The following is a 13307-nucleotide window of genomic DNA, read 5'->3' on the forward strand; positions in this document are numbered from 1 at the left end:
CGCTCCGATAGGAAAGGCCCGCCAATTGGCGGGCCTCTTCATGAGCAATCGGCTTTATCGCGGCCATGGGCCGCTCCTACAGTAATGCCTGACCCCGTAGGAGCGGCCCATGGCCGCGACTGGCGACGCTCCCTCCCGCACGCCTCGGCGGACCACCATGGCAGCGGTTTAGACAGCCCCAGGCCAGAACGCCCGGATCGCCGCCACGCCCTGGGCGCCGGCCTGCCAGGCGCTGGTGAGATCGTCCTCGCCCAGACCACCCAGCAGGTAAGTCGGCAGGTTGCAGTCGGCCAGCAACTGCTGGGCCCTGACCCAACCCAGGGTCGGCGCACCGGGATGGCTGGTGGTGGGCATCACCGGTGACAGAGTGACGAAGTCCACGCCCATCCGCTGGGCCAGGGCCAGTTCCTCGGCATCGTGGCAGGAGGCCGCCAGCAGGCGCTGCTCCGGGAAGGGCCGGCCATTGGGCGCATAGCGGCGCAGTTGCTCGGCGGTCAGGTGCCAACCAGCCGCAGGGAAATCGCCCAGCCATTCCAGCGGGCCCTTGAGCATCAGCTGGGCACGCCCGGTACAGAGGCCCTGCACGTCCCCCGCCAGGTCTCGATACTGGGGATCGAAGTTGTCCGGCGTGCGCAACTGGACCAGGCGGATGCCCTGGTCGAGTGCCCGGTGCAGGCCATTGAGCAACTCAGCGGTGTTCAGCTCCCCCGGCGTGATGAGATAGCGCTCCGGCAGGCGCGCGGCCTGGACGATGGGCCGATTGGCCGCCGGGAAGTCGTAGCCGGCGAGGTCGCGTGGCGCGACCCAGGCCAGCGGCTGGCCTTCGGCGCCGTGGGCCTCGCCGGTGAAGGCATCCACCTGCCAGACGTCGAGCAATACCGCCTGGTCGGGATAGTCGTGGCGCACCTGCAACAGCGGGCGAGCGGCGGTCACCTGGATGCCAAGTTCTTCGACCAACTCGCGGGCCAGGGCGGTCGCCGGGACCTCGCCCGCCTCTACCTTGCCCCCTGGAAACTCCCAGAGTCCGCCCTGGTGCTTGTGCGCCGGGCGCTGGGCAATAAGGATCCGGCCCTGGGGATCGCGGATCACCGCGGCGACCACATGCAGACGAGTCATGCGCTCTGCTCCTCCGTTTCCGCCTCCGCCAGCCAGCGCTGGAAGGCCGGCCAGGCGTGGATGGTCTCGACATAGGCGGCGGCTTCGGCTGACAGCTCCACCCCATAGCTGCGGAAGCGGCTGGCCACCGGCGCATAGAAGGCATCGGCGATGGTCGGGGTGCCGAACAGATAGGGCCCTTGCTCCCCATAGCGCTCGCGGCACTCGCGCCACAGGCGCTGGATGCGCTGGATGTCTTCCACGGCTTCGGCGGTGGTCGACTTCAGCCGCTGGCGGCGGCGCAGGTCCATCGGCAATTCACGCCGCAGGGCGAGGAAGCCACTGTGCATCTCGGCGCACAGCGCCCGGGCATGGGCGCGGGCCAGGGTGCCGGCGGGCCAGAGGCCGGCGTCGGGATAGGCTTCGGCCAGATACTCGACGATGGCCAGGGAATCCCAGATGGTGCCCTCCGCCAGCTTGAGCACCGGCACCTTGCCAGTGGGCGACTGCGCCTTGAGCAAGGCCCGGCTGTTGGGGGCATAGAGCGGGATCGACACCTCTTCATAGGGGGCGCCGCTGAGCTCCATGGCCAGCCAGGCCCGCAGCGACCAGGAGGAGAAGTTCTTGTTGCCGATCACGAGTTGCAGCTGGGACATGGGGGAATTCCTCGAAACGGTGCGGTCATCGGGACCGCAGGAGGCGTGTGGCCGGGCCGCACGCCACAGCGCCGATCAGGTACGGTACTCGGCGTTGATCTTCACATAGTCGTGGGACAGATCGGTGGTCCAGATGGTCTCCTGGTGGCTACCGCGACCCAGCTCGATGCGGATCTCGATCTCCGCCTGGGCCATGACCCGCGCGCCCTGGTCTTCGGTATAGGTCGCCGCACGACCGCCCTGCTGACAGATCTGCACGCCGCCGAGGAAGACATCGATCAGGCTGACGTCCAGATTGGGCACTCCAGCCCGGCCGACGGCGGCGAGAATGCGGCCCCAGTTGGGATCGGAAGCGAACAGCGCGGTCTTGATCAGCGGCGAATGGGCCACCGCATAGCCGACGTCCAGGCACTCCTGGGCACTGGCGCCGCCATTGACCTGCACGGTGACGAACTTGGTGGCACCTTCGCCGTCGCGGACGATGGCCTGGGCCAGCTCGGCGAACACCGCGAAGACCGCCTCGCGCAGTTGCTCGAAGGCTTCGCCGCTGGCCTGGGTGATTTCCGCCATGGCGGCGCGCCCGGTAGCGATCAGCATGCAGCAATCGTTGGTGGAGGTATCGCCGTCGATGGTGATGCGGTTGAAGGAGCGGTTGGCGGCATCGCTCAGCAGATCCTGCAGCAGCGCACGCGCGACCTTGGCGTCGGTGGCGACGTAACCGAGCATGGTGGCCATGTTCGGCTTGATCATGCCGGCGCCCTTGCTGATACCGGTCACGGTGACGGTCACGCCATCCACCTGGAACTGGCGACTGGCGCCCTTGGGCAGGGTGTCGGTGGTCATGATGCCGGTGGCGGCAGCGGCCCAGTTGTCCTCGGCCAGATCGGCCAGGGCAGCCGGCAGCGCAGCCTCGATCTTCTCCACCGGCAACGGCTCGCCGATCACCCCGGTGGAAAACGGCAGCACCGCCTCTTCGCCCACGCTGGCCAGGGTGGCCAGGGTCTTGGTGGTACGTTCGGCGGCGGCCAGGCCGGGCTGGCCGGTACCGGCGTTGGCATTGCCGGTGTTGGTCAGCAGGTAGCGCACCGGACCGGCGAAGCGCTGGCGGGCGATGATCACCGGCGCGGCGCAGAAGGCGTTGAGGGTAAAGACCCCGGCCACGCTGGAGCCCTCGGCGCAGCGCATCACCACCACGTCCTTGCGCCCGGGGCGCTTGATGCCGGCGGAGGCGATACCGAGTTCGAAACCGGGAACCGGGTGCAACGTGGAGAGCGGACCGAGACCGACAGCCATGGGAAAACTCCAGTGAGAGAAAAGGAAACGCCGCGAACGGACGGCCGGTCGCGGCGTGATGACCAAGATTCAGGCGTCTCTCATGAGGACGCCAAAAAACCTGAAGCGGTCAGCCTAGCGGGCGGAGTTTACCGTCTGGCGTCGACACTGCCGACGGGCTGCCGCCTGCTGCGGACCGCCGCCATCGCCTACGACGACGGCCGGCAGTCCAGGATGATCAGTCGAGCTTACCGTGACACTGCTTGTACTTCTTGCCGGAGCCACAGGGGCACGGTTCGTTGCGACCGATCTTCTGGTCGTTGCGCTGGGGCTGCAGCGGCACCACGGTGTCTTCGCCCTGCTCGTCCTCGAGCACCTCGGGGTCGACCAGCGAAGGCGCCTCGGCGTGCTGGAACTGCATCCGCTGGGCCATGGCCTCGGCCTCGCGGCGCATGCGCTCCTCTTCCTCCGCCGGGTCTTCACGGCGCACCTGGACATGGGACAGCACGCGAATGGTGTCGCGCTTGATGCTGTCCAGCAGCTCCTGGAACAGGTTGAAGGACTCGCGCTTGTATTCCTGCTTGGGGTTCTTCTGGGCGTAGCCGCGCAGGTGGATACCGTGACGCAGATGATCCATGGTGGTGAGGTGATCCTTCCAGAGATCGTCGATCACCCGCAGCAGCATCTGCTTCTCGAAGTTGCGCAGCGCCTCGAGGCCGGCCATGTCTTCCTTTTCCATGTAGGCGGCTTCGAGCTGCTCGAGGATCTTCACCCGCAGGGTGTCCTCATAGAGCTTTTCGTCCTCGTCCAGCCACTGGCCGATGGGCAGTTGCAGACCGAAGACGCTGTAGATCTCGGCTTCCAGGCCGGGGACATCCCACTGCTCGGGCAGCGATTGCGGCGGGATGTGCTCGTTGATCACCTGGGTCAGGGTCTCCTCGCGGAAGCCCTTGATGGTATCGCCGACGTCTTCGCTGGCCAGCAGGGTGTCGCGCATGTGATAGATCACCTTGCGCTGCTCGTTGGCCACGTCATCGTATTCCAGCAGCTGCTTGCGGATGTCGAAGTTGCGGCCTTCGACCTTGCGCTGCGCCTTCTCGATGGCGTTGGTGACCATGCGGTGCTCGATGGCCTCGCCGCCCTGCATGCCCAGCGCCTTCATGAAGTTCTTCACCCGGTCGGAGGCGAAGATGCGCATCAGGCTGTCTTCCAGCGACAGATAGAAGCGGCTGGAGCCCGGGTCGCCCTGGCGACCGGCACGGCCGCGCAGCTGGTTGTCGATCCGGCGGGATTCGTGGCGCTCGGAAGCGATCACGTGCAGGCCACCGGCGTCGATGACCTGCTTGTGGCGCGCCTGCCAGGCAGCCTTGATCGCGGCGATCTGCTCCTCGGTGGGATTCTCCAGGGCGGCGACTTCCACTTCCCAGTTGCCGCCGAGCAGGATGTCAGTACCGCGACCGGCCATGTTGGTGGCGATGGTCACGGCACCCGGACGACCGGCCTGGGCGATGATCTCGGCTTCCCGTTCGTGGTACTTGGCGTTGAGCACCTTGTGCTCGATGCCGGCCTGGGTCAGCAACTGGTCGACGTATTCGGAGCTCTCGATGGAAGCGGTACCCACCAGCACCGGACGGCCTTCGGCCTGGCACTGCTTCACGTCCTCGATGATGGCCTGGTACTTCTCGGCCTGGGTCAGGTAGACCAGGTCGTTGAAGTCCTTACGGGCGATCTCGCGGTGGGTCGGGATGACCAGCACGTCGAGGTTGTAGATCTGGCGGAATTCGAAGGCCTCGGTGTCGGCGGTGCCGGTCATGCCACCGAGCTTGTTGTAGAGGCGGAAGTAGTTCTGGAAGGTGGTCGAGGCCAGGGTCTGGCTCTCGGGCTGGATCGGCAGTCCTTCCTTGGCCTCGATGGCCTGGTGCAGGCCTTCGGAGAGGCGGCGACCCGGCATGGTGCGGCCGGTGTGCTCGTCGATCAGCAGCACCTGGTCCTGCTGGACGATGTACTCGACGTTGCGATGGAACAGGGTATGGGCGCGCAGGCCGGCGAACACATGGGTCAGCAGACCCAGGTTATGCGCCGAGTAGAGGCTCTCGCCCTCGGCCAGCAGCCCAACCTCGGTGAGCATCTCCTCGATGTACTGGTGACCCAGCTCGGTGATTTCCACCTGGCGGGTCTTCTCATCGATGGTGTAGTGACCGACCTGGGTCGGATTGCCTTCCTCTTCCTCGATGTGCTGCTGGAGGCGCGGGATCAGCAAATTGATCTTCTGGTAGAGCTCGGAGCTGTCCTCGGCCTGGCCGGAGATGATCAGCGGGGTCCGGGCTTCGTCGATGAGGATGGAGTCCACTTCGTCGACCACGGCGAAATTCAGCTCGCGCTGGAATTTCTCGGCCAGGCTGAAGGCCATGTTGTCGCGCAGGTAGTCGAAGCCGAATTCGTTGTTGGTGCCGTAGGTGATGTCGGCGGCGTAGGCGGCGCGCTTCTCTTCCGGCGGCTGGAACGGCAGGATGATGCCCACCGACAGGCCGAGGAATTCGTAGAGGGGCCGCATCCAGTTGGCGTCGCGGCGGGCCAGGTAGTCGTTCACCGTGACCACGTGCACGCCCTTGCCGGACAGCGCATTGAGGTAGACCGGCAAGGTACCCACCAGGGTCTTGCCCTCACCGGTACGCATCTCGGCGATCTTGCCTTCGTGCAGCGCGGCGCCGCCGATCAGCTGGACGTCGAAGTGACGCATGCCCATGACCCGCTTGCCGGCCTCGCGGACCACGGCGAAGGCTTCGGGCATCAGGGTGTCGAGGGACTCGCCCTTGGCCACGCGCTGCTTGAATTCCTCGGTCTTGGCGCGCAGTTGCTCGTCGCTCAGGGAGGCAATCTGAGACTCCAACGCATTGGTGGCCTGGACCACCTTGCCGAGGCGTTTGACATCTCGTTCGTTCTTGCTTCCAAAGAATTTCTTCAACAAAGGCGCAAACATATCGACTGGAATTCTTCCGCTGGAATGGGGGGAGCGAAACGGGCGGCAAGGCCTGGCCAGACGCCTGGGCACGGACGTTAGTGTGTTGTTTCAGACGTTAACTGCACAATTTTGGCGGCGCTTTTTCGGCCTGGGCGGCGTTGCCACTCCTCGCCATAGCCCTGCTATGACTCGTCCCGGCGCCTGGCCCAGGTCAAAAACTCACTCGCCAACTCTTGCGCGAACGTCTGAAACACCACACTAGGCCTGCGATGTCCCGCAATGGTAATCGGGCATTCTACTCGGAAATGCCGATGAGGAAAGAACGACGGGCCACCAGCCGCCAGGACGCCCGGGCGATCTGTTACCATCCACGACTCCCCTTCGCCCATCGCGAGTCCTGCGCATGGCCTTTCGTCCGCTCAACGCCATCGCTCCCGCCGCCCTGTTGCGCCAGGCCAAACCGCTCAAGGCGCTGTTTCGCGAGGCCGAGCGGCTGGGTCGGCTGCAGCAGTTGCTGGAAGAGCAGTTGCAGCCCGCCGCCCGCCCCCATTGCCGGGTGGCCAGTTGGCGCGACGGCACCCTGCTGCTGGTGGTCAACGACGCCCACTGGGCGACGCGACTGCGCTACCAGCAGCCGCGCCTGCTGCGCTTCTTGCAGAAGGCACCGGAGTTCGCCGGGCTGATGCGGCTGCAATTCAAGATGCAGCCGAATCCGGGCACGGCCGCGCGACCGCGGCCGGCACGGCAGGTCAGCCAGGTGGGTGCCGACAGCCTGCGCGAAGTGGCCGCTGGCATCCGTGATCCCAAGCTCAAGGCGGCCCTGGAACGACTGGCCAGTCGTACCGGCACCCGGGTAACGCCGAGCGCGGACGACGAAGCCTAGCGAGGGCCCGCTCCCAGCCGGCGGCCCAGGACGCCAGGCGTCAGGAGCGCCGCCTGCGTTCCCCGGCGGAGGGTCCTGCCCCGGACCGCAGTGCCGCCAGGGTAGTCTTCAGTCCCGCGCCACCGCACGCTCGAAGGCGGCGCGGATGCGCTCTTCCGGCAGGTCCATGCCGATCAGCACCACGCGGCTTTCGCGCTCCTCGCCCGGTGCCCAGTCGCGCTCCCAATCGGCGGCATAGATCTGCTGCACGCCCTGGAACAGCAGGCGGCGGTCCTCGCCGGCGATGTTGAGCAGGCCCTTGTAGCGCAGCAGGTCACAGCCGAGGGTATCGAGCAGCATCTCCATCACCTTGCCGATCTTGTCCTGGTCGTAGGGGCGCGGCTCGCGGATGGCGATGGACTGGATGCGCTCGGTGAGACTGACGGCTTCCGACACCGGCCGCAGTGGGCGGAACAGCGTGGGCGGCGCCAGGTCTTCGTCGTGCAGGTTGAAGCCGCGGATGTCCAGCAATTCGGCCAGCTCGATGCGACCGTGATCGACGTGGCGGATGGGTGCGCGCCGGTTGATGCGCTGCAGGCGGTTCTCCAGCGCCTCGACGGCGGCCGGCTCGGCCAGGTCGAGCTTGGTCAGCAGCAGGCGGTCGGCGAAACCGATCTGGGCCTGCAGCAGCGGATCGCTCAGTTGCTCGCTGGCGTGGACGGCGTCCACCAGGGTCAGCACCCCGTCGAGCAGATAGCGCTCGCGCAGCAAGTCGTCGGTGAAGAAGGTCTGGGCCACCGGACCGGGATCGGCGAGGCCGGTGCACTCCACCACCAGGCGCTCGAAATCCAGTTCGCCGCTGTCCAGCCGCTCCAACAGCACGGTCAGGGCATAGGCCAGGTCCTTGCTGCCGGTGCAGCAGACGCAACCGTTGGCGACCTTCATCAGTTGTACGGCGCCAGCGTCTTCCAGCAATTCGCCATCGACGTCCAGGGCGCTGAATTCGTTCTCGATCACGGCGATCTTGAGGCCATGCTCGGCCTGCAGGATGTGCCTGAGCAGGGTGGTCTTGCCGGCGCCGAGAAAGCCGGTCAGGACGGTGACGGGAATGGGTTCGTGCATGGCAACTCCAGACGGAAAGAGGCCGGGCTTGGAGCCCGGCCTGGAGGAGACCCTGGGTCAGCAGCAGCGGATGGCGCCCGACTTGCCGCCACCGTAGCGCGCCTCCTGGCGCTCACGGAAGAAGGCCTCGTAGCTCATCACCGGCTGGTCCGGGTGCTTGCCGCGCATGTGTTCGACGTAGGTGTCGTAGTCGGGCATGCCCACCAGCATCTTGGCGGCCTGCCCCAGGTACTTACCCATGCGACCCAGGTCGTTGAACATGAGGATTCTCCTTTAAACGCCCGTGGCCGGCTGGAACGGGGTCTCGCGGTCGCTGCGCTCGGGCTTGGCCAGGGCGGCGCGACCGACCTTGATGGAAAAGAACAGGATGCTCATCACCACCACCAGGAACAGCACCGAGAGAGTGGCGTTGGTATAGGCGTTGAAGACGATGTGCTGCATCTGCTCCATGCTCTTGGCCGGGGCGATCACCTGGCCCTGGTCCATGGCGGTGCTGTACTTCCTGGCCAGGGCCAGGAAGCCGACGGCCGGATTCGAATCGAACAGCTTGATCAGGCTGGCGGTGGTGGTGCAGATCAGCAGCCACACGGCCGGCACCAGGGTGACCCAGACGTAGCGCTGGCGCTTCATCTTGATCAGTACCACGGAGCCCAGCATCAGCGCGATACCGGCGAGCATCTGGTTGGAGATGCCGAACAGCGGCCAGAGGGTGTTGATGCCGCCCAGCGGATCGACCACGCCCTGGTAGAGCAGCCAGCCCCACAGGGCGACGCAACCGGCGGTGCCGATGACGTTGGCGGTCCAGGAGTCGGTCTTCTTCAGCGCCGGGACGAAGCTGCCCAGCAGGTCCTGCAGCATGAAGCGTCCGGCGCGGGTACCGGCATCCACCGCGGTGAGGATGAACAGCGCCTCGAACAGGATGGCGAAGTGGTACCAGAAGGCCATGGTGTTCTCGCCCGGCAGCACGTTGTGCATGATCTGGGCGATGCCCACTGCCAGGGTGGGAGCGCCCCCGGCACGGGCCAGGATGGTGTGCTCACCGATCTCGGTGGCGGTGGCCTGCAGCATCTCGGGCGTCACCACGAAGCCCCAGGTGCTGATCTTGGCGGCGACCGAGACCACGTCGGCACCGACCACGGCGGCCGGGCTGTTCATGGCGAAGTAGACGCCCGGCTCGATCACCGAGGCGGCGACCATGGCCATGATGGCGACGAAGGACTCCATCAGCATGGCACCGTAGCCGATGTAGCGGGCGTGGGTTTCCTTGGCGATCAGCTTGGGCGTGGTGCCCGAGCTGATCAGGGCATGGAAGCCGGACACCGCGCCGCAGGCGATGGTGATGAACAGGAAGGGGAACAGGGTGCCCTTCCACACCGGACCGGTGCCGTCGACGAACTGGGTCAGGGCCGGCATCTTGAGCAGCGGCATGGTCACCAGGATGCCGATGGCCAGGGCGATGATGGTGCCGATCTTGAGGAAGGTGGACAGGTAGTCACGCGGCGCCAGCACCAGCCAGACCGGCAGCACGGCGGCGACGAAGCCGTAGCCGATCAGCATCCAGGTGATCTGCACGCCGGTGAAGGTGAAGGCCGGACCCCACACCGGATCGGCGGCGACCAGGCCACCCAACCAGATGGAGGCCAGCAGCAGTACCACGCCGACCAGGGAGATCTCGCCGATGCGCCCGGGGCGGATGTATCTCATGTAGACGCCCATGAACATGGCGATCGGCAGGGTGGCGATCACGGTGAACATGCCCCAGGGGCTTTCGGCCAGGGCCTTGACCACGATCAGCGCCAGCACCGCGAGGATGATGATCATGATCAGGAAGCAGCCGAACAGGGCGATGGTGCCGGGGATGCGGCCCATCTCCTCGCGCACCATGTCACCCAGGGAGCGTCCGTTGCGGCGGGTAGAGAGGAACAGCACCACGAAGTCCTGCACCGCACCGGCGAAGACCACCCCGGCGATCAGCCAGAGGGTACCGGGCAGATAGCCCATCTGGGCGGCGAGCACGGGACCGACCAGCGGGCCGGCGCCGGCGATGGCGGCGAAGTGGTGGCCGAAGAGGATGTGCTTGTTGGTGGGGACGTAGTCCAGGCCGTCGTTGTTGAGGACGGCGGGCGTGGCTCTTTTGGCGTCGAGCCCCATCACCTTGGTGGCGATGAACAGGCTGTAGTAGCGGTAGGCGACGAGGTAGATCGCCACGGCGGCGACCACGATCCAGAGGGCGTTGATCGCTTCGCCTCGACTTAGCGCCACGGTACCCAGCGCGAAGGCGCCGAGTACGGCAACGGCGAACCAGGCTAGATGGCTGGCCATTCGGGTCATGCTTGTTCTCCTGCCGCGCATCTATGGCCGCGGCGATACTTGTTATTGTTTGAGAGCCTATTCAAAGGCTCGCGAGCTAGAGACAAACAAGGCGAAAATGGCTGAGGAAGCGGAGTTTACGAGTGGTAAATGAGCATTCCGAAGCCATTTTCAACGCCGTTTGGCCGACGCGCAGCAGCCTTTGAACAGGCTCTGAGAGCCCACAGCGGAGCCATATTACTATCGGCGCCGCTACGCGACAGCGAAATTCGCAGAACTACCCAAGGACCACTACGTAGTTCTACGTAGACACCCTGGGTTCTGTACGAAAAGTGCCTGCGCTTGGTGATGCTTCGTTGAAAAAGACTTCGGAATGCTCATTTACCACTCGTAAACTCCGCGTCCTCAATCTTTTTCGCCTCGCCTGACCTTCGCTCGGCGACTTTATCGTACAGAACCTGGACGAGTCCCGATGCAGCTCAAATACAAGATGGTCGCCCTCGGCATCCTGCCCCTGCTGCTGGCGGTAGCGGCGGTCTGCCTGGTGGTGCTGGAACAGAGCCAGCGCCTCGGCGAGCAACAGGCACGCCTGCTGGAGCACAGCATCCTCAGCAGCAAGAAGGCGGAGCTGCGCAACTACGTGGAGATGGGCGTCAGCGCCATCCAGCCACTGTACGGCGGTGGCCGCGACGACGAGGACACCAAGACCAGGGTCCTGGCGCTGCTGGCCAGTCTGAATTTCGGCAGCGACGGCTACTTCTTCGTCTATGACGAGCACGGCCGCAACCTCATGCATCCGCGCCAGCCGGAGCTGGTCGGCCAGGATCTCTGGCAACTCACCGACGGCACCGGCCTGCTGGTGATCCAGGCCCTGCTCAGGAGCGCCCGCGAAGGCGACGGCTTCCAGCGCTATGGCTGGCAGAAGCCCTCCAGCGGGCAGATGGCGGAGAAGCTGGCCTACGTCACCCAGCTGCAGCGTTGGGGCTGGGTGCTTGGTACCGGGCTCTATCTGGACGACGTCGACGCCGCCCTGGCCCAGGTACGCCACGACGTGGCGGCAGGCATCCGCACCACCCTGCTGGCCAGCGCCGGGGTGGCCCTGGTGGCGGTGCTGCTGGTGTTCGCCGGCGGCCTGACGCTCAACGTCAGCGAACACCGCCTGGCCGACCGCAAGCTCAAGCAGTTGACCCAGAGACTCATCACCTCCCAGGAAGAGGAGCGCTCGCGGCTGTCGCGGGAGCTGCACGACGGCATCAGCCAGTTGCTGGTATCCATCAAGTTCCAGTTCGAACTGGCCAGCCGCGAGCTGGGCGCCGGCAAGGCCAGCGCCAGCGAGTCCCTGCGCGAGGGCACCCAGCGCCTGGCCTCGGCCATCGGCGAGATCCGCCGCATCTCCCATGACCTGCACCCTTCCCTGCTGGATACCCTCGGCCTGCCCGCCGCCCTCGGTCAACTGGTGGAGGAATTCCGCCAGCGCAGTGGCCTGGCGGTGGACTATCGGCAGACCCTGGATGGCACGCCGTCCGGCGGCGACCTGGACGTCGCCCTCTTCCGCATCGTCCAGGAGGCCCTGACCAACATCGAACGCCATGCCGACGCCAGTCACGTGGTCATCGACCTGCAGCACCGTGGTCGCTGGACCTGTCTGACCGTGCACGACGACGGGCGCGGCTTCGACACCCAGCAGGTGGAGCACCAGAGCGGCGGCATCGGCCTGCGCAACATTCGCGAGCGGGTGGAACTGTTCGGCGGGCGCTGCGCCATCCAGTCCGGGCCTGGCGGCACGACCCTGGACGTGGTTCTGCTACGCTCCGACCTCCCCGCCGACGAAGAGAGCCCGACATGACGCCGATCCGCATCGTCCTGGTCGACGACCACGCCCTGGTCCGCGCCGGGGTGCGGGCGCTGCTGGGCACCATCGACCGCTTCACCGTGGTCGGCGAGGCGAGCGGTGGCGAGGAGGCGCTCGAGCTGCTGGCCCGTCTCGACCCGGACATCCTGCTGGTGGACATCGGCCTCAAGGACATCAACGGCCTGGAGCTGACCGCCCTGATCACCGAGCGCGCACCCCGCGCCCGGGTACTGATCCTGAGCATGTACGACAATCGCGAGTACGTGAGTACCTCGCTACGGGTAGGCGCGGCGGGCTACGTGCTCAAGGATGCCCCCTCCGAGGAGATCATCGCCGCGGTCAAGGCCCTGGCGGTGGGCGGACGCTTCTACAGCCGCGCCATCGCCGCACGCCTGGGTGAAGGAGGTACCAGCGAGGGGGAGCTCACCCCGCGCGAACGCCAGGTCCTGCTGCTGATGGCCCAGGGCCTCAACAACAAGACAATGGCCCAGCGACTGCACCTGAGTGTGCGCACCGTGGAGACCCATCGCCTGAGCATCCGCCGCAAGCTCGACATCCAGAAGCCGGCCGACCTGGTCCGGCATGCGCGGGAATACGGCTGGCGGGGGGAAGACTCGTCTAACGTCTGACCAAGAGCCGCTGCTCGCATCCAGGCGACCAATGAGCCGGCTCGGGCTGGCTCCTCCGGACGCGGCCGGCTACCCTCGCAGGCGAAGTCGATACGAGACGACGGCTGTCGTCTACAGTGATCAGGAACCCTCAGGAAGTGAGCCATGAACGACACCAACGAGCGTCGCCGCTTTACCCGCTTCACCTTCGATGCCCCCGCGCAGTTGCACCAGGGTGAACGTCAGTGGGCGGCGCCCGTGGACGACATCTCGCTCAAGGGCGTGCTGTTGAGCCGACCCGCCGGCTGGGAAGCGCAACCGAGCGCCGCCTATCAGCTGCGCATCGCGCTCAACGACGAGACCCAGGTGAGCATGGAAGTGGAGCTGGTGCGGGAAACCGAAGGCCAGCTGGCCTTCGCCTGCCGGCAGATCGACCTGGACTCCATCAGCCACCTGCGCCGCCTGGTGGAACTGAACCTGGGCGACGAGACGCTGCTGGAGCGCGAACTGGCGGCGCTGGGAGCGCCTTAGGTCGTCACCGTTGAGTAAGAGCTCGCGGCCATGGGCC

11 protein-coding genes are annotated in these 13307 nt (G+C 66.0%); 4 read left to right on the forward strand and 7 right to left on the reverse strand.

All coding sequences use genetic code 11. The features are described from left to right. Window positions 1-168 precede the first annotated feature (168 nt). The 4 genes from AR540_RS16190 to secA all read right to left on the reverse strand — a co-directional run bounded on the left by AR540_RS16190 (window position 169) and on the right by secA (window position 6003). Window positions 169-1116 (reverse strand): Nudix family hydrolase, encoded by a 948-nt coding sequence (locus tag AR540_RS16190; protein ID WP_059230237.1) that lies wholly within the window; start codon window positions 1114-1116, stop codon window positions 169-171. Continuing rightward, a complete protein-coding gene (locus tag AR540_RS16195; RefSeq protein WP_059230238.1) occupies window positions 1113-1751 on the reverse strand; it encodes a glutathione S-transferase family protein in 639 nt (212 codons plus the stop codon). The genes AR540_RS16190 and AR540_RS16195 overlap by 4 nt, the downstream gene beginning before the upstream one ends. Window positions 1752-1826: 75 nt before the next feature. Next, window positions 1827-3044: a bifunctional glutamate N-acetyltransferase/amino-acid acetyltransferase ArgJ gene (gene argJ, locus AR540_RS16200; protein ID WP_059230239.1), complete on the reverse strand. Its 1218-nt coding sequence runs from the start codon at window positions 3042-3044 to the stop codon at window positions 1827-1829. Between the two features lie 217 nt (window positions 3045-3261). After that, a complete protein-coding gene (secA, locus tag AR540_RS16205) occupies window positions 3262-6003 on the reverse strand; it encodes a preprotein translocase subunit SecA (RefSeq protein ID WP_059230240.1) in 2742 nt (913 codons plus the stop codon). Window positions 6004-6388: 385 nt separating this feature from the next. Here secA and AR540_RS16210 point away from each other — a divergent pair, with 385 nt between their 5' ends. After that, window positions 6389-6868: a DUF721 domain-containing protein gene (locus tag AR540_RS16210; RefSeq protein ID WP_059230241.1), complete on the forward strand. Its 480-nt coding sequence runs from the start codon at window positions 6389-6391 to the stop codon at window positions 6866-6868. Window positions 6869-6976: 108 nt separating this feature from the next. On the opposite strand, the gene yjiA is transcribed toward AR540_RS16210, so the two are convergent. Genes yjiA through AR540_RS16225 form a run of 3 tightly spaced genes read right to left on the reverse strand, consistent with a single transcriptional unit; the run spans window position 6977 to window position 10300 of the window. Then, on the reverse strand, window positions 6977-7969 hold the full coding sequence (gene yjiA, locus AR540_RS16215) for a GTPase (RefSeq protein WP_059230242.1): 993 nt from the start codon (window positions 7967-7969) through the stop codon (window positions 6977-6979). Between the two features lie 57 nt (window positions 7970-8026). Further along, window positions 8027-8230: a YbdD/YjiX family protein gene (locus AR540_RS16220; RefSeq protein ID WP_007162682.1), complete on the reverse strand. Its 204-nt coding sequence runs from the start codon at window positions 8228-8230 to the stop codon at window positions 8027-8029. A 12-nt stretch (window positions 8231-8242) separates the two neighbouring features. After that, window positions 8243-10300, reverse strand: a complete 2058-nt coding sequence (locus AR540_RS16225) for a carbon starvation CstA family protein (RefSeq protein WP_059230243.1) — start codon at window positions 10298-10300, stop codon at window positions 8243-8245. Window positions 10301-10751: 451 nt separating this feature from the next. Here AR540_RS16225 and AR540_RS16230 point away from each other — a divergent pair, with 451 nt between their 5' ends. The 3 genes from AR540_RS16230 (at window position 10752) to AR540_RS16240 (ending at window position 13270) form a co-directional block, all read left to right on the forward strand. Further along, window positions 10752-12125 carry a cache domain-containing protein gene (locus tag AR540_RS16230; RefSeq protein WP_059230244.1) on the forward strand — a complete coding sequence of 458 codons (1374 nt, stop codon included), beginning with the start codon at window positions 10752-10754 and terminating at the stop codon, window positions 12123-12125. Further along, the gene (locus AR540_RS16235; RefSeq protein ID WP_059230245.1) at window positions 12122-12760 is read left to right on the forward strand and encodes a response regulator; all 639 of its coding nucleotides are present in this window, start codon (window positions 12122-12124) and stop codon (window positions 12758-12760) included. Before AR540_RS16230 ends, AR540_RS16235 begins: the two co-directional genes overlap by 4 nt. Before the next feature lie 144 nt (window positions 12761-12904). Then, on the forward strand, window positions 12905-13270 hold the full coding sequence (locus tag AR540_RS16240; RefSeq protein WP_059230246.1) for a PilZ domain-containing protein: 366 nt from the start codon (window positions 12905-12907) through the stop codon (window positions 13268-13270). Window positions 13271-13307 lie beyond the last annotated feature (37 nt).

This window comes from Pseudomonas sp. EpS/L25 (genome assembly GCF_001512295.1).
In the GTDB taxonomy this organism is placed as follows: domain Bacteria; phylum Pseudomonadota; class Gammaproteobacteria; order Pseudomonadales; family Pseudomonadaceae; genus Chryseomonas.

What these genes read in the sequence shown, in the direction of transcription:
- AR540_RS16190 (WP_059230237.1), bottom strand. Translation starts at nt 1,116, where the DNA reads ATGACTCGTCTGCATGTGGTCGCCGCGGTGATCCGCGATCCCCAGGGC.
- AR540_RS16195 (WP_059230238.1), bottom strand. Translation starts at nt 1,751, where the DNA reads ATGTCCCAGCTGCAACTCGTGATCGGCAACAAGAACTTCTCCTCCTGG.
- argJ (WP_059230239.1), bottom strand. Translation starts at nt 3,044, where the DNA reads ATGGCTGTCGGTCTCGGTCCGCTCTCCACGTTGCACCCGGTTCCCGGT.
- secA (WP_059230240.1), bottom strand. Translation starts at nt 6,003, where the DNA reads ATGTTTGCGCCTTTGTTGAAGAAATTCTTTGGAAGCAAGAACGAACGA.
- AR540_RS16210 (WP_059230241.1), top strand. Translation starts at nt 6,389, where the DNA reads ATGGCCTTTCGTCCGCTCAACGCCATCGCTCCCGCCGCCCTGTTGCGC.
- yjiA (WP_059230242.1), bottom strand. Translation starts at nt 7,969, where the DNA reads ATGCACGAACCCATTCCCGTCACCGTCCTGACCGGCTTTCTCGGCGCC.
- AR540_RS16220 (WP_007162682.1), bottom strand. Translation starts at nt 8,230, where the DNA reads ATGTTCAACGACCTGGGTCGCATGGGTAAGTACCTGGGGCAGGCCGCC.
- AR540_RS16225 (WP_059230243.1), bottom strand. Translation starts at nt 10,300, where the DNA reads ATGACCCGAATGGCCAGCCATCTAGCCTGGTTCGCCGTTGCCGTACTC.
- AR540_RS16230 (WP_059230244.1), top strand. Translation starts at nt 10,752, where the DNA reads ATGCAGCTCAAATACAAGATGGTCGCCCTCGGCATCCTGCCCCTGCTG.
- AR540_RS16235 (WP_059230245.1), top strand. Translation starts at nt 12,122, where the DNA reads ATGACGCCGATCCGCATCGTCCTGGTCGACGACCACGCCCTGGTCCGC.
- AR540_RS16240 (WP_059230246.1), top strand. Translation starts at nt 12,905, where the DNA reads ATGAACGACACCAACGAGCGTCGCCGCTTTACCCGCTTCACCTTCGAT.